Annotated in this window: 15 protein-coding genes; 9 read left to right on the top strand and 6 right to left on the bottom strand. The window is 63.6% G+C overall.

Going from position 1 to position 18,031, the window contains the following annotated elements; all coding sequences use genetic code 11:
• Positions 1-12: 12 nt before the first annotated feature.
• Positions 13-3,462, bottom strand: coding sequence for a transcription-repair coupling factor (mfd, locus tag NKF27_RS12270; RefSeq protein ID WP_253551953.1), 3,450 nt, complete (start codon positions 3,460-3,462; stop codon positions 13-15).
• A 183-nt stretch (positions 3,463-3,645) separates the two neighbouring features.
• Here mfd and NKF27_RS12265 point away from each other — a divergent pair, with 183 nt between their 5' ends.
• From NKF27_RS12265 to sthA, 9 genes are all read left to right on the top strand, one after another.
• On the top strand, positions 3,646-5,103 hold the full coding sequence (locus NKF27_RS12265) for a glyceraldehyde-3-phosphate dehydrogenase (protein WP_253551950.1): 1,458 nt from the start codon (positions 3,646-3,648) through the stop codon (positions 5,101-5,103).
• A 294-nt stretch (positions 5,104-5,397) separates the two neighbouring features.
• Positions 5,398-6,747 (top strand): Na(+)-translocating NADH-quinone reductase subunit A, encoded by a 1,350-nt coding sequence (locus tag NKF27_RS12260; RefSeq protein ID WP_253551946.1) that lies wholly within the window; start codon positions 5,398-5,400, stop codon positions 6,745-6,747.
• Positions 6,747-7,973: an NADH:ubiquinone reductase (Na(+)-transporting) subunit B gene (locus NKF27_RS12255; RefSeq protein ID WP_045992665.1), complete on the top strand. Its 1,227-nt coding sequence runs from the start codon at positions 6,747-6,749 to the stop codon at positions 7,971-7,973. Before NKF27_RS12260 ends, NKF27_RS12255 begins: the two co-directional genes overlap by 1 nt.
• A complete protein-coding gene (locus tag NKF27_RS12250; RefSeq protein WP_108132830.1) occupies positions 7,973-8,791 on the top strand; it encodes a Na(+)-translocating NADH-quinone reductase subunit C in 819 nt (272 codons plus the stop codon). The genes NKF27_RS12255 and NKF27_RS12250 overlap by 1 nt, the downstream gene beginning before the upstream one ends.
• 2 nt (positions 8,792-8,793) lie before the next feature.
• Positions 8,794-9,462 carry an NADH:ubiquinone reductase (Na(+)-transporting) subunit D gene (locus NKF27_RS12245; protein ID WP_045992663.1) on the top strand — a complete coding sequence of 223 codons (669 nt, stop codon included), beginning with the start codon at positions 8,794-8,796 and terminating at the stop codon, positions 9,460-9,462.
• Position 9,463: 1 nt separating this feature from the next.
• Entirely contained in the window at positions 9,464-10,081 is a 618-nt protein-coding gene (gene nqrE / locus NKF27_RS12240; RefSeq protein ID WP_045992662.1) for an NADH:ubiquinone reductase (Na(+)-transporting) subunit E, read from the top strand.
• A 63-nt stretch (positions 10,082-10,144) separates the two neighbouring features.
• Positions 10,145-11,377: an NADH:ubiquinone reductase (Na(+)-transporting) subunit F gene (gene nqrF / locus NKF27_RS12235; protein WP_045992661.1), complete on the top strand. Its 1,233-nt coding sequence runs from the start codon at positions 10,145-10,147 to the stop codon at positions 11,375-11,377.
• A 341-nt stretch (positions 11,378-11,718) separates the two neighbouring features.
• A complete protein-coding gene (gene nqrM / locus NKF27_RS12230; protein ID WP_045992660.1) occupies positions 11,719-11,976 on the top strand; it encodes a (Na+)-NQR maturation NqrM in 258 nt (85 codons plus the stop codon).
• Between the two features lie 113 nt (positions 11,977-12,089).
• A complete protein-coding gene (gene sthA, locus NKF27_RS12225; protein ID WP_045992659.1) occupies positions 12,090-13,481 on the top strand; it encodes a Si-specific NAD(P)(+) transhydrogenase in 1,392 nt (463 codons plus the stop codon).
• Positions 13,482-13,767: 286 nt separating this feature from the next.
• Here the strand turns inward: sthA and NKF27_RS12220 are convergent, their stop codons facing one another.
• The 5 genes from NKF27_RS12220 to holA form a co-directional block, all read right to left on the bottom strand.
• The gene (locus tag NKF27_RS12220; RefSeq protein WP_253551943.1) at positions 13,768-14,193 is read right to left on the bottom strand and encodes a DUF488 domain-containing protein; all 426 of its coding nucleotides are present in this window, start codon (positions 14,191-14,193) and stop codon (positions 13,768-13,770) included.
• A complete protein-coding gene (locus tag NKF27_RS12215; RefSeq protein WP_253556471.1) occupies positions 14,190-15,134 on the bottom strand; it encodes a PA2778 family cysteine peptidase in 945 nt (314 codons plus the stop codon). Before NKF27_RS12215 ends, NKF27_RS12220 begins: the two co-directional genes overlap by 4 nt.
• 13 nt (positions 15,135-15,147) lie before the next feature.
• A complete protein-coding gene (locus tag NKF27_RS12210) occupies positions 15,148-15,537 on the bottom strand; it encodes a PA2779 family protein (RefSeq protein ID WP_045992681.1) in 390 nt (129 codons plus the stop codon).
• 148 nt (positions 15,538-15,685) lie between these two features.
• Positions 15,686-16,762, bottom strand: a complete 1,077-nt coding sequence (locus NKF27_RS12205) for a GGDEF domain-containing protein (protein ID WP_253551940.1) — start codon at positions 16,760-16,762, stop codon at positions 15,686-15,688.
• A gap of 201 nt (positions 16,763-16,963) precedes the next feature.
• Positions 16,964-18,025, bottom strand: coding sequence for a DNA polymerase III subunit delta (gene holA, locus NKF27_RS12200; RefSeq protein WP_253551931.1), 1,062 nt, complete (start codon positions 18,023-18,025; stop codon positions 16,964-16,966).
• Positions 18,026-18,031: the final 6 nt, after the last annotated feature.

Here is an 18,031-nt window from a genome sequence, read left to right as displayed (position 1 = left end):
GCAAGGGATGGCTCAGGCCGCCTGAGTCTTTCGATTGAGTTGGTCCAGCAGCGCCTCGACGGCCTCGAAGCGGGTCTCCTCGACGGCCATGTCGGCCTGGAAGCGCAGGGTGTCGGCGCCCTCCAGTCGATAGCGTTCCGGCGCCCCCTGGATCAGCCCCACCAGCGTCAGTGGATCCACCGCGGTCTGGCCGCCGAACAGCACGCGCCCGCGCTCGGCGCCCGCTTCCAGGCGCACGATACCGAGCCTTTCGGCACGCTGCCTGAGGCGGGTCTGGCGCAGCAGCGTCTTGACCGGGGCGGGCAGCAGCCCGAAGCGATCGATCATCTCCACGCGCAGTTCCTTGAGCTCGGCCTCGTTGTCGGCGTTGGCGATGCGCTTGTACATCACCAGACGCTGCTGGACATCGGGGAGATAGTCGTCGGGAATCAGCGCCGGCAGGTTGAGGCTGATCTCGACGCCTTCCTGCAGCGGCGCCTCGATATTCGGAGTGCGGCCTTCACGGATGGCCTTCACCGCCCGGTCGAGCATCTCCATATAGAGGCTGTAGCCCACCGCTTCCATCTGGCCGCTCTGTTCGTCGCCCAGCAGTTCGCCGGCGCCGCGGATTTCCATGTCGTGGCTGGCCAGGGTGAAGCCAGCGCCCAGGTCCTCGGCCTGGCCGATCGCCTCGAGGCGCTTGACCGCATCTCGGGTGATCGAGCGAGGCGGCGGCGCCAGCAGGTAGGCGTAGGCCTGGTGGTGGCTGCGGCCTACCCGGCCGCGCAGCTGGTGGAGCTGGGCCAGTCCGAACTTGTCGGCACGCTCGATGATGATGGTGTTGGCGCTGGGCACGTCGATGCCGGTCTCGATGATGGTCGAGCACACCAGCACGTTGAAGCGCTTGTGATAGAAGTCGGACATCACCCGTTCCAGCGAGCGCTCGGGCAGCTGCCCATGGGCCACCGCGACGCGGGCGTCGGGCACCAGTTCGCGGACCTTCTCGGCGGCGCTCTCGATGGTCTTGACCTCGTTGTGCAGGTAATAGACCTGGCCGCCACGCAGGATCTCGCGCAGGATCGCCTCCTTGATCACGGCTTCTTCGCGCTGCTGGACGAAGGTCTTCACCGACAGGCGTCTGGCCGGTGGGGTGGCGATGATCGACAGGTCGCGGATGCCGCTCATGGCCATGTTGAGGGTTCGCGGGATCGGCGTTGCGGTCATGGTCAGTACGTCGACCTCGGCACGCAGGGTCTTGAGCCTTTCCTTCTGGGACACGCCGAAGCGATGTTCTTCATCGATGATGACCAGCCCCAGCTCCGGGAAGTCGAGCTTCCGAGACAACAGCTTGTGGGTGCCGATGACGATATCGACCTTGCCTTCGCGAACGCGCTTGAGGGTGTCCGTCTGACTGCCGCTGCTGGTGAAGCGGGACAGCAGCTCGATATCCACCGCGGTATCGGCGAAGCGGTCACGGAAGTTCTCGAAATGCTGGCGGGCGAGCAGGGTGGTCGGCACCAGCACCACCACCTGGCGTCCGGACTGTACCGCAAGAAAGGCGGCACGCATGGCGACCTCGGTCTTGCCGAAGCCGACGTCGCCGCAGACGACACGGTCCATCGGGCGCGGTGCGGTCATGTCCTGGATCACCGCCTGGATGGTGACGCGCTGGTCCGGCGTCTCCTCGAACGGGAAGTTGGCGACAAAGCGCGCGTACTCCTCGTCGGGCGGGGTGCAGGCGAAGCCTTCCCGGGCCTCGCGGCGGGCATAGATGTCGAGCAGCTCGGCGGCGGTGTCGCGGATCTTTTCGGCGGCCTTGCGCTTGGCCTTTTCCCACTGTTCAGAGCCGAGGCGATGCAGCGGTGCCAGTTCGTCGTCGGCACCGGCGTAGCGCGAAATCAGGTGCAGGCTATCCACCGGCACGTAGAGCTTGGCACCGTCGGCGTACTCGAGGCTGACAAACTCGGCCGCCTGGCCGCCGGCTTCCAGCGTTTCCAGCCCGCGGTAGCGACCGACGCCGTGGGACTGGTGGACCACCGGGGCGCCGACCTTGAGCTCAGACAGATGGCGTACGGCGAGTTCATTGTCGTCGGTGGCCTTGGCCTGGCGGCGGGTCTGGCGCACGATCTCGCCGAACAGCTCCGTCTCGGTGATCACGCTGAGGGCGGGGGAGCCGAGCGACAGGCCGCTGGAGAGCTGGCCCTCGGCGATGGCCAGGCGAGTGCTGCCGGCGAGGAAGTCGGAAAATCCGTCCACGGCGTGCAGTGCACCGGTAGCGGGGGCCAGGGTCTCTTCCAGCGCTTCCCGGCGCCCCCGTGACTCGGCGACGAACAGTACCCGGCGCTCGGCGTGCTCGCTCAGAAAGCCCTTGAGTGCCGCCAGTGGATCCTTGGCCCGGGCGTTGATCGCCACCTGGGGGGCGTCGCTGGCATCCGAGGGGTGGGCGTGGGGATGCTCGCTGTCTGCCGTCAGTTCGACCCTGGGGTGAGTCTTGATCAGCCCGAACAGTTCCGCTTCCGGGATAAAGGCGCGGTGGGGCGGCAGCAGAGGGCGGGTCGGATCGACGCCGAGATTTTCGTAGCGGCTGGTGATCGCCTGCCAGTGGTGCTCGGCGGCCTCGCGGCAGCCGGACATCAGGGCGACCCGGGTGTCCGCAGGCAGATGGTCGAACAGTGAGGCGGTGGCCTCGAAGAACAGCGGCAGATACTGCTCGAGTCCAGGTGAGGGGATGCCCTTCAGCGCATCGACATAAAGCGGGCACTGGCGTGGGTCGACGTCGAACAGGGTCTCGAAGCCTTCACGAAAGCAGGCGATGGCCGAGCGTGACAGCGAATACTCGTGCGCCGGCAGCAGGTCGATCCGCTCGACCTTGTCGAGGCTGCGCTGGGTGTCCGGGTCGAAGCTTCGGAGGGTGTCGATCTCGTCGTCGAACAGGTCGATGCGAAGCGGATGGTCGCTGCCCATGGGAAACAGATCGATCAGGGCGCCACGCAGCGCATATTCCCCCGGCTCGAAGACGGTTTCCACCGCCCGGTAGCCCGCCCGTGACAGCTGTTCGCGGAAGGTTTCACGCTTGAGGGTGGCGCCGACCTCCAGGGTCAGCACTCGCCCGGCGATATAGTCCACCGGTGGCAGGCGCTGCATCAGGGTATTGATCGGTACCAGCACGATGCCGTGCACGCCGTCCTGCAGATGCCTGAGGGTGCGCAGCCGCGACGAGACGATGTCCTGATGGGGCGAAAAGCTGTCGTAGGGCAGCGTCTCCCAGTCGGGGAAGGGCAGCACCGGCACGTCGGCATAGAAGGCCAGTTCATTCTCGAGCCTCAGCGCCTCGGCGGTATCCTGGGTGATCACCAGCAACGGCGCGTCGGCAGCCAGGCGCGAAAGCGCCAGGGCGCTTGCGCTGCCGGCGGGCGTGGTGAGGTACAGGGTGTCACGTGCGCCCTGGGGATGCGGCGGATCGAGCGGCGAAAAGGTAGGCATAGAGGAAGTCGTTTCGCTGGCGTTCAGAGGTCGAGCAGGCATCATACCAGCCCGATCTCGCTCATGTAGTCAAACCGCGATTTGTGTAACGGGCCTACAGGAGGTGCGACCATACAGTCATTGCCCCTTTCAAGGGGGGAGCCGATAATACGCTCGTTTCCCCATCAGACTTAGAGGTCTCTCGTGAGCCAGCAACACGATATCGTCTTCCAGCAATGGCACGACAACCAGGCCGTGGCCGAGCAGATGATCCCGCTGATCGGCAGCCTGTATCGTCGCAATAACGTGGTCACCACCATGTTCGGACGTTCGCTGTTCAACCGCAGCGTCATCCGCATCCTCAAGGACCATCGTTTCGTCAGGAAGATCGAAGGTACCGAGTTGTCGGTGCAGGATACCTTCCCGCTGGTGCAGGCGATGACCCAGCTGAATCTGGGGCCGGCTCACGTCGATGTGGGCAAGTTGGGTGTGGCTTTCAAGAAGCAGGGCGGTGGCGATGCGCTGGCGTTCATGCGCGAGCAGCTGGCCGAGATCGTCGACTGTCACGATCCTGACGCCGGCAATGGCGAGCCCAAGGACGTGGTGCTCTATGGCTTCGGCCGGATCGGTCGTATTCTTGCACGCGTGCTGATCGAGAAGGCCGGTGGTGGCAATCTGCTGCGCCTCAAGGCCATCGTGGTGCGCGGTCGTGGCGATATCGCCAAGGATCTGGAAAAGCGCGCCAGCCTGCTGCGTCGTGACAGCGTCCACGGCCCCTTCGACGGCACCATCAGCGTGTGTCCGGCGACCCGCACCCTGACCGCCAACGGCAACGTGATCCAGGTGATCTACGCCGATTCGCCGAGCGATGTGGACTACACCGCCTACGGCATCAACAACGCCGTGGTGGTCGACAACACCGGTATCTGGCGCGACGAGGCTGGCCTCGGTCAGCACCTGGAGTGCAAGGGCGTGTCCAAGGCGCTGCTGACCGCTCCGGGTAAGGGCGACCTGAAAAACATCGTCTATGGCATCAATCATGGCGACATCACCCAGGATGATCGCATCATCTCTGCGGCGTCCTGCACCACCAACGCCATCGTGCCGGTATTGAAGGTGATGAACGACGAATACGGCATCGAGCATGGCCACGTCGAGACCGTTCACTCCTACACCAACGATCAGAACCTGATCGACAACTACCACAAGGGTGACCGTCGCGGACGCAGCGCACCGCTGAACATGGTGCTGACCGAGACCGGTGCTGCCAAGGCGGTTTCCAAGGCACTGCCGGAGCTGGGTGGCAAGCTGACCGGCAACGCCATCCGCGTGCCCACGCCCAATGTGTCGATGGCGATCCTCAACCTGTCGCTCGAGCGCGAGACCGACGCCGAGTCGCTCAACGACTACCTGCGCCGCATGTCCATCGACTCGGCCTTCCAGAAGCAGATCGACTTCGTCGACTCGCCGGAGGTGGTCTCCACCGACTTCGTCGGCAACCGTCACGCCGGCATCGTCGACGCCAAGGCGACCATCGCCCAGGGCCGCCACGCGGTGGTCTATGTGTGGTACGACAACGAGTTCGGCTACAGCTGCCAGGTGATTCGTATCCTGCAGCAGATATCCAACGTGGCCTTCTGTAAGCTGCCGCGTCACGCCTAGTCCGTGCCGAGCGGGGCGAGAGTCTCGCGTTGAGGTAGCTCGAATACCCCTTGCCAACCTTGTTTGGCAAGGGGTTTTTCTGTTTGGGATGGAAGCGGTTTTGCAGAATCACGCAGTTCTGCGACGTTCGATCATGTGGTCAATCCACTGGCTTGTCTTTATAATGCTGGGGATTTTTCGGGGTGGTTCGATGTCGCCTCGGCGTGACTGGTGATGCGTGGCTTATAACAAGAATTCCTCTCATTTCCACCGAACCTCCGTCCATTATCTACGATCCATCAACTGGGCGAGTCTATGATCGAAGTCAAGAAAGGCCTGGATCTCCCCATCACGGGAGCGCCGGAGCAGCGTATCGAGGATGCGCGACCGGTGCGCCACGTGGCGCTCCTGGGGACCGACTATATCGGCATGAAGCCGACCATGGAGGTCAAGGAGGGGGACAAGGTCAAGCTGGGCCAATTACTGTTCACCGACAAGAAGATCGAGGGCGTGCGCTTTACCTCGCCGGCCTCGGGTGAAGTAGTGGCGATCAATCGCGGGGAAAAGCGCAGGCTTCTGTCGGTGGTGATCGAGGTCGACGACAGCGCCGAGGCCGAGTCCTTCACGGCCCATGGCCGCAATGCGCTCGAGTCCCTCGAACGTCAGACCGTGGTCGACCAACTGGTGGAGTCCGGTCTGTGGACCGCGCTGCGCACTCGCCCGTTCTCGCGTACCCCGGCGCCCGACGCCGTACCCACCGACATCTTCGTCACCGCCATCGACACCCAGCCGCTGGCCGCCGATCCGTCGCTGGTCATCAACGAGCAGGCCGAGGCGTTCGAGGACGGCCTCAAGGTGCTGGGACGACTGACCGAGGGCAAGGTGTTCCTGTGCACCGCCACCGATGCCCAGATTCCGGGCACCAAGGTCAAGGGCGTCCACCACGAGAGCTTCGCCGGTCCCCATCCTGCGGGCCTGGTCGGTACCCACATTCACTTCCTGTCCCCGGTGTCGCTGCAGCGTCGCGTCTGGCACATCGGCTATCAGGACGTGATCGCCTTCGGCAAGCTGTTCAGTGAAGGCAAGCTGGATCTGAGCCGAGTGGTCGCCGTGGGCGGCCCGCGTGCCGAGCGTCCGCGTCTGGTGCGTACCCGTGTGGGTGCCAGCACTGACGAGCTGCTGGATCACGAGATCAAGTCTGCCGATGACACCCGCGTCATCAGCGGAGGCGTGTTCTCCGGCTTCACCGCCGAAGGCAGCCTGCGCTACCTGGGCCGCTTCCACAACCAGATCACCCTGCTGGAAGAGGGCAACAAGCGTGCCTTCATGGGCTGGTTGTCGCCGGGTGCCAATCGTCACTCGGTACTGGGTATCTACCTGTCGAGCCTGAAGGGCCTGCGCAACTATGCGCCGACCACCTCGACCAATGGCTCCGAGCGCGCCATGGTGCCGGTGGGTGCGTATGAAAAGGTGATGCCGCTGGACATCATGCCCACGCAGCTCTTGCGTTCGCTGATCGTCGGCGACATCGAGTCGGCGATGGAGCTCGGCTGCCTCGAGCTGGATGAAGAAGACCTGGCGCTGTGCACCTATGTGTGCCCGGGCAAGTATGAGTACGGTCCCATCCTGCGTGACAACCTCACCATGATCGAGAAAGAGGCCTGATGATGGGTATTCGACAGACACTCGACAATCTCGAGCCGCACTTTCACAAGGGTGGCAAGTACGAGAAGTTCTATCCGCTGTACGAGGCGGTGGACACTATCTTCTATGCGCCTCCCAGCGTGACCAAGACCACGGCTCACGTGCGTGACGGCATCGACCTCAAGCGCATGATGATCACGGTGTGGTTCTGCACCTTCCCGGCCATGTTCTTCGGCATGTGGAACGCTGGCTGGCAGGCCAACGAGGCCATTGCCGCGGGTTACGACTCCATGGGCGGCTGGCGCGAGATGATCCTGCTGACCTTCGCCGGTGGCCACGATGCCGGCAGCCTGTGGTCCAACTTCGTGCTGGGCGCTACCTACTTCCTCCCGATCTACCTGGTGACCTTCGTCATCGGTGGCTTCTGGGAAGTGCTGTTCGCGATCAAGCGCGGCCACGAGGTCAACGAAGGCTTCTTCGTCACCTCCGTGCTCTACGCCCTGATCCTGCCGGCTACCATCCCGCTGTGGCAGGTAGCGCTCGGCATCACCTTCGGTGTGGTGATCGGCAAGGAAATCTTCGGTGGTACCGGCAAGAACTTCCTCAACCCGGCGCTGACCGGTCGTGCCTTCCTGTACTTCGCCTATCCGGCGCAGATCTCCGGTGATGCCGTATGGGTCGCCGCCGACGGCTTCACCGGCGCTACGCCGCTGTCTACCGCCTACCAGAGCGGTATGGCCGCACTGCAGGACCAGTACAGCTGGTGGGACGCCTTCCTTGGCTTCATTCCCGGCTCCGTGGGTGAGACCTCGACGCTTGCCATCCTGATCGGGGCGGTGGTGCTGATCGGCATGAAGATCGCCTCGTGGCGGATCGTTGCCGGCGTGTTCCTCGGCATGGTAGCGATGAGCTCCATTCTCAACCTGATCGGTTCCGACACCAACGCCATGTTCGCCATGCCCTGGTACTGGCATCTGGTGGTGGGTGGCTTCGCCTTCGGCATGGTGTTCATGGCCACCGATCCCGTGTCGGCGTCCATGACCAACCCGGGTCGCTTCATCTTCGGCGCTCTGATCGGTGTGATGACGGTACTGATCCGTGTGGTCAACCCGGCCTTCCCCGAGGGCATCATGCTGGCGATCCTGTTCGCCAACCTGTTCGCGCCGCTCATCGATCACTTCTTTGTTCAGGCCAACATCAAGCGTCGCGCCAAGCGCACCGCTGTCGTGGCCGAGGAGACCGCCTGATGGCACAAGGTAACAACTCCATCAAGAAGATCCTGACGGTCGCCTTCTCCCTGTGTATCGTCTGCTCGATCATCGTGTCGACGGCGGCGGTGGGACTCAAGGCGCGCCAGGAGCGCAACCAGGAGCTGGACCGCAAGTCCAACATCCTGGCCGTGGCCGACCTGTACGAACCGGGCATGGACGTCGGCAAGGAGTTCTCCCAGGCGGTGACCGCCAAGGTCGTCGATCTCGACACCGGGGAGTACACCGATGAGGTCGATCCCGAGACCTATGACGGCTTCCAGGCCGCCAAGGATCCGGCCCAGTCGCGCACCCTGTCCGGGGAGAAGGACATCGCCGGTCTCGGCCGTCAGGAGCAGTTCTCCACCATCTATCTGGTCGGTGACGAGAACAACCCCGAGCAGATCGTGCTGCCGATTCGTGGCCAGGGCCTGTGGGGCCTGATGCGCGGCTACCTGTCTGTGCAGGGTGACGGCAACACCATCGGCGGGATCACCTTCTATTCCCACGCCGAGACACCTGGCCTGGGTGGCGAGGTCGACAACCCGCGCTGGAAGGCGCAGTGGGAAGGCAAGGAAATCTACGCCTCGAGCGACACCATGGAGCCGGCCATCCAGCTGGTGAAGGGTGGTGCCAGCGAGTCCACCGAGGTCGACGCCCTGTCCGGCGCGTCTCTGACCAGCCGCGGCGTGACCAAGCTGGTGCAATTCTGGCTGAGCGAGGAAGGCTTCGGTCACTACCTGGCGCGCTTCCGCGATGGCGTGGACAGCCAGGCCAGCGCCGACGCCAGCCCCTCTGACGACAGCGAAGGAGCCTGACGATGTCTGCACCGACTCCCAAGGGCGTCATCCTGACGCCTATCTTCAAGAACAACCCCATCGCCCTGCAGATCCTCGGTATCTGTTCGGCGCTGGCGGTGACCTCGAGCCTCAGCGTCTCGCTGGTCATGAGTCTGGCCGTGATCTTCGTGACGGCGTTCTCGAGCATGTTCGTCTCGCTGATCCGCAATCACATTCCGTCCTCCATCCGTATCATCGTGCAGATGACCATCATCGCCTCGTTGGTGATCGTGGTGGACCAGATCCTCAAGGCCTTTGCCTATGAGATGTCCAAGCAGCTGTCGGTATTCGTCGGTCTGATCATCACCAACTGCATCGTGATGGGCCGCGCCGAAGGCTTTGCCATGACCAACACCCCGACGCTGTCGTTCCTCGACGGTGTCGGCAACGGTCTGGGCTACGGCTTCATCCTGATGACCGTCGGCTTCTTCCGCGAGCTGTTCGGCTCCGGCAGCCTGTTCGGCGTGACCATCCTGGAAACCGTGCAGAACGGTGGCTGGTACGTGCCCAACGGCCTGCTGCTGCTGCCGCCGTCTGCCTTCTTCATCATCGGTCTGATCATCTGGGTGCTGCGCAGCCTCAACCCGGAGCAGGTCGAGGACAACGAGTTCGTGATGAAGGAAAACACCCAGCCGAAGGAGGCCGTGTAACATGGAACACTATCTGAGCCTTTTCGTTGCCTCGGTGTTCGTGGAGAACATGGCACTGGCGTTCTTCCTGGGCATGTGTACCTTCATGGCCGTGTCCAAGAAGGTATCCTCGGCCATCGGTCTGGGCATCGCGGTGGTAGCGGTACTGACCATCACCGTGCCGGTGAACAACCTGATCCTCGAGTATCTGCTGGCGGAAGGCGCGCTGTCCTGGACCGGTATCGCCGGCGCCGAGAACATCGATCTGTCGTTCCTGGGTCTGCTGTCCTACATCGGCGTCATCGCCGCACTGGTGCAGATCCTCGAGATGTTCCTCGACAAGTTCGTGCCGGCGCTCTACAACGCCCTCGGCGTGTTCCTGCCGCTGATCACCGTGAACTGCGCCATCCTCGGTGGCACCCTGTTCATGGTCGAGCGCAGCTACAACTTCGGTGAGTCCGTGGTCTATGGCCTGGGCGCCGGTGTCGGCTGGGCGCTGGCGATCACCGCCCTGGCCGGTATCCGCGAGAAACTGAAGTACAGCGATGTGCCCGCTTCCCTGCAGGGACTGGGCATCACCTTCATCACCGTGGGTCTGATGTCCCTGGGCTTCATGTCCTTCTCCGGCATCCAGCTCTGAGTGCCCTGCACCGGGGGCGCTGGCCCTCGGTGCAGGCCCTAACCCTAGCAATAGGAAACCGACATGGTTGATACAACAGTCATCGTGCTCGGCGTCGTCATGTTCACCATCATCGTCATCAGTCTGACGGCGGTGATCCTGGCGGCCCGCTCCAAGCTCGTGAGCTCGGGCGATGTGACCATCGAGATCAATGACGATCCCGAGAACACCCTGACCACCCAGGCCGGCGGCAAGCTGCTCAACACCCTGGCGGCCAACGGCATCTTCCTGTCCTCCGCCTGTGGCGGCGGCGGCTCCTGCGCCCAGTGCAAGTGCCGGGTCGAGGAGGGCGGCGGCTCGATCCTGCCCACCGAGGAAAGCCACTTCACCCTGCGCGAGAAGAAGGTCGGCTGGCGTCTGTCCTGTCAGGTACCGGTCAAGCAGGACATGAAGATCCAGGTCCCCGAGGAAGTGTTCGGCGTCAAGAAGTGGGAATGCGAGGTCATCGAGAACCCCAACGTCGCCACCTTCATCAAGGAGCTGAACCTGAAGCTGCCGGAAGGCGAGGAAGTGGCCTTCCGTGCCGGCGGCTACGTGCAGCTGGTGGCACCGGCCTACGACATCAAGTTCTCCGACTTCGATATCGAGGAAGAGTACCGCGGCGACTGGGAGAAATTCGGTCTGTTCGACGTCTCGCACAAGAACACCGAAGAGGTCATTCGTGCCTACTCCATGGCCAACTATCCGGAAGAGAAGGGTATTCTCAAGTTCAACATCCGGATCGCGACGCCTCCGCCCAACTCCAGCCACCCGCCTGGCCTGATGTCCACCTACGTCTTCAGCCTGAAGCCGGGTGACAAGGTCACGGTGATGGGGCCCTTCGGTGAGTTCTTCGCCAAGGACACCGACGCCGAGATGGTCTTCATCGGTGGTGGTGCCGGCATGGCGCCGATGCGCAGCCACATCTTCGACCAGCTGAAGCGTCTGAACAGCGAGCGCAAGATGACCTTCTGGTACGGCGCACGCTCCTGGCGCGAGACCTTCTACAACGAAGAGTACGACAAGCTGGCCGAAGAGCACGAGAACTTCGACTGGCACCTGGCACTGTCCGATCCCCAGCCGGAAGACAACTGGGAAGGGCCGACCGGGTTCATCCACAACGTGCTCTACGACATGTACCTCAAGGACCATCCGGCCCCCGAGGACTGCGAGTACTACATGTGCGGGCCGCCCATGATGAACGCCTCCGTCATCAAGATGCTGCTGGATCTCGGCGTCGAGCCCGAGAACATCATGCTGGATGACTTCGGCGGCTGATCACACGCCTGTCCGTGTGCCCAAGGGCACCTTGCGAGCCCCGCCCCGTGCGGGGCTCGTTGGTTTGTGCGCCTTGTGATTTTGCCGCGAGAGGAGATCTGGCATAATTGTCGCGCCGACTCGAGAATGCCCCGCTGACTGTCCTGCGAGGACACGGGACCTTGTCGAGTCGGTACCTTCAACGCCTCGGGCGTATGGCGACGGCCATTCGTTGTTCCGCCCAGGGATATCTCTTGTCCAACCGCTGTCCAATGGGAGAAAGGCAGGCGATGGTGTTCGCGACAAAGTGTTCGCGAGAAAGTGACCAGAGCCATCCTGCCCCATCCAGCGAGGAGTCCATCATGACCATCTACCTTATCGTTTTCGGTGCCATGCTGCTGATCATCGGCGCCATGGCGATCGGTGTCATTCTTGGCCGCAAGCCCATCGCCGGCTCCTGCGGCGGGCTCAACCAGCTTGGCCTGAAGGACGGCTGCGAGATCTGCGGCGGCAAGGATGAGGTGTGCGAGGAAGAATCGAAGAAGCGCGCCACCAGTCAGCGCCGCCAATCCGACGAGAATCGCGGACTGGACCTGGGCTACGACGCGACTCGTCGCTGAGCGGCAGTATCGACGCCCCCTGACCATGACGGCGCCTCTCGAGGCGCCGTCCTCATGATAAGCAGTGCCCGGCATCTCACATCCGGGTCGGTTTCCAGGAGAAGGAAGACACGATGGCAGTCCACAACTATGACGTGGTGGTGATCGGCACCGGGCCCGCCGGCGAGAGCGCAGCGATCAATGCGGCCAAGCATGGCAAGCGGGTCGCGGTGGTCGAAAAGCAGGCGCGGGTCGGCGGCAATTGCACCCACTGGGGCACCATCCCTTCCAAGGCGCTGCGTCATCAGGTCCGCCAGATCATGTCGTTCAACACCAATAGCATGTTCCGGGATATCGGCGAGCCGCGCTGGTTCTCGTTCCCCAAGGTGCGTGAACGCTCCCGGGTGACCATCGATCAGCAGGTGTCCATGCGCACCAACTTCTACGCGCGCAATCGCATCGACCTGTATCACGGGATCGCACGCTTCAAGGACGAACACACCCTGATGGTAAGGGGCAGCGGTGAAAACCAGGAAGAGCTGGTAGCGGACAAGGTGATCATAGCCACCGGGTCACGGCCCTATCGTCCGGCGGACATCGATTTTCGCCATCCTCGTATCTACTGCTCCGATACCATTCTTGGTCTGCAGCACACCCCGCGTACCCTGATCATCTTCGGCGCCGGCGTCATCGGCTGTGAGTACGCCTCGATCTTCTCCGGGCTCGGACTCAAGGTGGATCTGATCAACAACCGCGGCAGCCTCTTGTCCTTCCTCGATGACGAGATCAGCGATGCGCTGTCCTATCATCTGCGCAAGCATGGTGTGTTGATCCGCCACAACGAGGAGTACGAGCGCGTCGAGGGTGACGAACACGGCGTCACGGTGCATCTGAAGTCGGGCAAGCGGCTGCGTGCCGACGCCTTCCTGTGGGCCAACGGGCGCACCGGCAATACCGACCAGCTGGGCCTCGAGAACATCGGTCTCACCGCCAACGGCCGCGGTCAGCTGCAGGTCGACGAGCACTATCGTACGGCGCTGCCCCACATTTACGCCGCCGGAGACGTGGTCGGCTGGCCGAGTCTCGCCAGCGCCGCCTACGATCAGGGGCTGAACGCCTGCGACGAGCTGCTGGACCGGGAGTTCCGCTACGTCACCGAGGTGCCCACCGGGATCTACACCATTCCCGAGATCAGCTCCTTCGGTCGCACCGAGCGCGAGTTGACCGAGGCCAAGGTGCCTTACGAGGTCGGCCATGCCTTCTTCAAGGACACCGCCCGCGCCCAGATCACCGGCGATACCGTCGGCATGCTCAAGATCCTGTTCGATCAGGATACCCTGGAGATCTACGGCATCCACTGCTTCGGCGACCAGGCCTCGGAGATCGTCCATATCGGCCAGGCGATCATGCAGCAGGAAGGGGAGGCGAATACGCTGAAGTACTTCGTCAACACCACCTTCAACTATCCGACCATGGCCGAGGCCTACCGGGTGGCCGCCCAGAATGGCCTCAACCGGGTGTTCTGAGCCGGCCAGCACGACCGACAAGAAAGGTGCCCTTGGGCACCTTTCTTGGTCTGGGGTCGGACTATGGGTGCCGGCTGGATCCGGTGCCTGAGCGCTAGGCTCTATCCGAAAAGTCGACGAGCGCAGGCACTTTTAGACAAGCCCTAGGCGCTGTCCGAAAAGTCGATGAGCGAAGGTTAGACAAGGCAAAAATCGGTGAGAAAGCGCAGTTTACGGGGTGTAAATGAGCATTTTGATCCGATTTTTAACGCCGTATTACCGAGCGCAGGCACTTTTCAGACAAGCCCTAGTGCTGGCCGCTCTCGTGGGCAAAGCAAGGCGGCGAGGAGGGCAGGGCGTCTTCCTGATCTTCCTGGTGCAGTGCCTCGAGCAGGCGCTGGCGCAGCTCGGGCAGATGGGTGCTGTCGATATCACGTGCCGCGGTCACCAGCGTCAAGCGGCCACACCGGGCCAGGCGCATCAGCGGATACAGCCGGTCGGGGTGGTCGCGTAGCTCGCCGCGGTAGCGAATCTCGAAGACCCTGGAACTGATCTCCTCAAGCTGATACTGGCGTCGCAGGGCATTGCTGGGTGAGGCCTCACGGTACCACTCGGCAAGCGCCAGGGACTCGCGGCTGCGTCCTCTGGGCCACAGGCGGTCGACCAGTACTCTGGCGCCGTCGTCGGGCTCGGGCGCCTGGTAGACGCCCTTGAACACGATGTCGTAGCTCATCGAGCTCCTCCTTGCTGTTCGTTCAGCGCCTCCCTGGCGCCTTGCTGCCAGGGCCCGTCAAGCGAAGCCGCACGCCTGAGCGCTTCTCGAGCCCCTTTGTCATCGCCTTGGGACGCCAGGGTGAGACCCAGGTTCAACCAGGCCGGCGCCAGCGACGGATCGTTTGCGACAGCGCTGCGCCAGGCGTCGATGGCTGCGTCAGGCTGGCCCGCCGCATGGTAGGCGTTGGCCAGCGCGAAGTGCCCCATGGCCTCCTCGGGAAAGCGATCGACCAGGGCTTGCCAGGCCGGCAGGCTTTGCTCTGGTCCCTGGACTCGTTCGAAGTCCGAGGTCGCCTGGATGGCCGCCTCAGGTGCAATCGTCACCGGCAGCTCTCCTGGCGTCAGTGCCACGAAGGCCCAGCGCTCGGAACGTTGCCAGGTGGCGTCGAAACGCCCGAATTCGGTGGCATCCTGACGGGTGACGCCGGTGCGCAGCAATACCTCTTCGCTCTCGAGATCGTAGCCGTTGACCACCGCGAAGTGCCACAGCGGGAAGGCCGGCAGCGACAGGTTCTGCAGTACCACCACCGCGCGGTCGGCATCGACTTCCTCGAGCAGCGAGGCGAAGCGCGGCGCCAGAGTGAACGGGATTCGCCCGTGCCGGCGACTGGCGGCCAGCATCTCGGGCTGGAAGCTGCCCTTGCGGCTGGGCACGTAGATTTCGGGGATCAGTTGATCGACGCCGACGTCGACCCCTGCATGGTTGAGCACCATGGCCAGTGTGGCCGGGCCGCACTGGTAGTCACGCTGGGGGTGAAAGGGGACGTCTTCGAGGAGCTGGCGTTGGGGCAGCGTAGCGGTGACGCTGTGGTCCAGCTCGGGGGCGCTGGCACAGGCGGTGAGCCACATCACCAACGAAAGAGCGCCCGCCAGGCGGGCGCTCGAGACGAATGAGCGCATCACGCGCATGTCCTTAGCGGGTGAACGGGTAGACGTCGGTCAGACCCAGGATGTCGGTGACCAGCAGGATGACGAAGACCGCGAACAGCACGCCAATGACGCTGGCGCCGGCGGGCATCTGGTCGAGCTGGTCGGCCATCTGCTGAGCTTCGGCGTCGGACAGGGCGGCTACGCGATCCTCGACCTCACCGGGGTCGACGCCCTGGAGTTCGAGTTGCTGGCGTACGTCATCGCGGGCCAGTACCTGATGGATGCGTTCTCGGGCGTCCTGGCTCTGCTGGGAGGCCAGCACGTCGTTGGTCGAGGCCAGCGGGACCGAGGTGGCGGCCCCGGCGCTGGCGGCGCCCAGGGTCAGGCACAGCATCAGAACAGTACACAGCAAGCGGCGCAGTCGTGAAGTCATGGGGGCTTCCTTGTTGATGGTGTCGGGAATTGTTCGATCCTTGGTGATGGCGACATGCATTCAGTGGCATCCTGCCTGCCGGATGCGTTGGCGACAACAAGAGTATAACGAAGGTGGTACAGGAATTTCATGCAGGTTGTTGGTTTCTCTAGCCTAGGCGGATGCAATTGCGTCCTTGATGCTTGGCCTGGTAGAGCGCCTGGTCGGCCCGCCGGTACAGGGTGGAGAAGTCGTCATCGGCATGGCTTGAGACGGCGATGCCGATACTGACCGTAAGGTTGGCGCCGGCCGCCGGTTGGGTCAGGTCGAAGTGCTCGGTTTCGTGGCGAATTCGTTCGCCGACGGTTTCGGCGTTGCGGGCGTCCGCCTGGGGCATCAGCAGGGCGAACTCGTCGCCACCCAGACGCGCCGCCAGATCGCTGCGCCTGGCCACGCGCTTGAGCATCTCGCCGAAGGACTTCAATACCTTGTCGCCGGTGGGGTGGCCGTAGCCGTCATTGATGCGTTTGAAGTTGTCCAGATCCAGCAGCATCAGCGCCACTGGGCTATCCGCTGGGCGCCGAAGGGCCAGCAGGTGGGGGGCCTGGTCGAGCCACTGGCGACGATTGTAGAGCTGGGTGAGGTCGTCGGTCATCGCCAGATAGTGCAGGGCGTTGCTGTGGCGTTCCAGACGCAGCAAGGCGACGAACAGCACCATGCCGACCACCAGTACCAGCGCCGTCAGTACGGTGGCCACCAGTGCCAGGCGTCGATCGAGCTTGCGCTGGTGCGACTCGGTCTCCATCAGATAGATGGCCAGCTCATCGATGGTCGAAGCGAGCCCCGGCAAGGTGCCGTCGATGTCTGCGGTGGTGTCGGAGAGAGGCGAAGGAGCGATCAGGTTGATCGCGTGCTCGGCGCGTTGCAGGTAGCCGACCACGCTGTCCCGCTGGGAGGCGGGCAGTCGCGTGGCGGTGCCTGACAGCAGTCGTAGACGATGGTGGAGGGTATCGGCCACTTGCGTGAGCTCGTGAGCCCGGGGCGAGTTGTCGATGCCGGCAAACTGCTTGAGTGAAGCGATGCTCGCCACATTTTCCTGAGACCGTGCCGTTTCGATGATGAGGGCATCGCGGACAACGCCCATGGGCTGGCGCACCTGGCTCAGGTAGCCGAGCAACAGCAGGGCGCTGGCGGTCGAAAGCAAGGTGACGCCGGCGGCCAGAACCAGCGGGAAGACACGGGTCATGATGGGGGCACTCGCGGTCGCTGGCGACCAGACGCGCTGGGCGCCCAAGGGGTAATGATGCAGGTGCTTGCCCTATTCTATGCGCAGAGTACCCGCAGTGCGGGGTCATACCCCCATTGGCCGGGCTGACCTATCCCATCCTGGCGTCACAGGGGTGACGCCAGGCCACATCATGCGAGAGCAAGGAAGACGAATCGTCGGCTACGGCGCCACGCGATAGGACCAGGCCATTTCTGCCAGCAGTCCACGACCGCCAGCGAGGGTCAGCGCCAGGTCCTGAATGCCCTGTTCCAGCGGCAGGTCCGCTGCGCCCTTGATCGACAGGTCCAGGCGTTGGGCGAACATCAGAAGCTTGTGCAGACGCTTGAGTGGCAGGCGACGGATGGCCTCCTGGTAGGCGGGGCGCCGACGGTCGAAGATCGGAGGCTTCTGGGCCTTGCAGGCGTGCTCGAAGCTCTGGCCCTGGTCCAGGTGCTGATGCAGCGACAGCAGGGTGCGAATCTCGCGGGTCAGGGCCCACAGGATGATCGGTGGCTCGGTACCCTCGGCGGCCAGTCCCGCGAGGATACGCAGGGCGCGCTCGCGCTCGGCTTTCAGGCAGGCATCGACCAGAGTGAAGACGTCGTAGCGGGCGCTGTTCTCGACCCCGCCGGAGACGTCACGGGGGGATACCTGGGCGCCGGGAGGGAGCATCAAGGCCAGCTTCTGCAGTTCCTGGTCGGCGGCCAGAAGGTTGCCCTCGGTGCGCTCACCCAGCAGCCGGGCGGCGTCCAGTGACATCGACAGACCGTGGCGCTGGGCGCGGTCCCTCAGCCAGAAACCCAGCCGGGAAGGGTCGACCGGCCACACCGGAACGAACAGCCCCAGCTTGTCGAGCGCCTTGAACCAGGCGCTCTTCTGCTCGCGGGCGTCGAGCTTGGCGCAGCTGACCAGCAGGATGTTGTCGCTGCCCTGTGCCTGTTCGGCGTATTCCTTGAGCGCCTTGCCGCCTTCCTGGCCCGGCTTGGCGCTGCCCAGACGCAGCTCGATCAACTTGCGCGAGGCGAACAGCGACAGGCTCGCCGCCGACTCGGTGAGGCGGCCCCAGGCGAAGTTGGCCTCGACGTGGAGCACCTCACGTTCCTCGACGCCCGACTCGCGCGCACGTGCCCGGACCTGATCGCAGGCCTCCATGTGCTGCAGAGGCTCATCACCGGCGACGATGATGACAGGGGGTACGGACTTGGAAAGAGCGTCCGGCAGCTTGTCGGCAAAGACCTTCATGGGTGA

The sequence above is a fragment of the Halomonas sp. DN3 genome, assembly GCF_024137905.1.
GTDB lineage: Bacteria > Pseudomonadota > Gammaproteobacteria > Pseudomonadales > Halomonadaceae > Halomonas > Halomonas litopenaei.
Note: the sequence above shows the minus strand (reverse complement) of the source record. Positions and strands in the feature narration are given on the sequence as shown.

Excerpts from the sequence above, each read along its gene's own strand:
- NKF27_RS12210 (WP_045992681.1), bottom strand. The coding sequence starts at position 15,537 with ATGACTTCACGACTGCGCCGCTTGCTGTGTACTGTTCTGATGCTGTGC.
- NKF27_RS12260 (WP_253551946.1), top strand. The coding sequence starts at position 5,398 with ATGATCGAAGTCAAGAAAGGCCTGGATCTCCCCATCACGGGAGCGCCG.
- NKF27_RS12250 (WP_108132830.1), top strand. The coding sequence starts at position 7,973 with ATGGCACAAGGTAACAACTCCATCAAGAAGATCCTGACGGTCGCCTTC.
- NKF27_RS12245 (WP_045992663.1), top strand. The coding sequence starts at position 8,794 with ATGTCTGCACCGACTCCCAAGGGCGTCATCCTGACGCCTATCTTCAAG.
- sthA (WP_045992659.1), top strand. The coding sequence starts at position 12,090 with ATGGCAGTCCACAACTATGACGTGGTGGTGATCGGCACCGGGCCCGCC.
- NKF27_RS12255 (WP_045992665.1), top strand. The coding sequence starts at position 6,747 with ATGATGGGTATTCGACAGACACTCGACAATCTCGAGCCGCACTTTCAC.
- NKF27_RS12205 (WP_253551940.1), bottom strand. The coding sequence starts at position 16,762 with ATGACCCGTGTCTTCCCGCTGGTTCTGGCCGCCGGCGTCACCTTGCTT.
- nqrE (WP_045992662.1), top strand. The coding sequence starts at position 9,464 with ATGGAACACTATCTGAGCCTTTTCGTTGCCTCGGTGTTCGTGGAGAAC.
- NKF27_RS12220 (WP_253551943.1), bottom strand. The coding sequence starts at position 14,193 with ATGAGCTACGACATCGTGTTCAAGGGCGTCTACCAGGCGCCCGAGCCC.
- mfd (WP_253551953.1), bottom strand. The coding sequence starts at position 3,462 with ATGCCTACCTTTTCGCCGCTCGATCCGCCGCATCCCCAGGGCGCACGT.
- nqrM (WP_045992660.1), top strand. The coding sequence starts at position 11,719 with ATGACCATCTACCTTATCGTTTTCGGTGCCATGCTGCTGATCATCGGC.
- nqrF (WP_045992661.1), top strand. The coding sequence starts at position 10,145 with ATGGTTGATACAACAGTCATCGTGCTCGGCGTCGTCATGTTCACCATC.
- NKF27_RS12215 (WP_253556471.1), bottom strand. The coding sequence starts at position 15,134 with ATGCGCTCATTCGTCTCGAGCGCCCGCCTGGCGGGCGCTCTTTCGTTG.
- holA (WP_253551931.1), bottom strand. The coding sequence starts at position 18,025 with ATGAAGGTCTTTGCCGACAAGCTGCCGGACGCTCTTTCCAAGTCCGTA.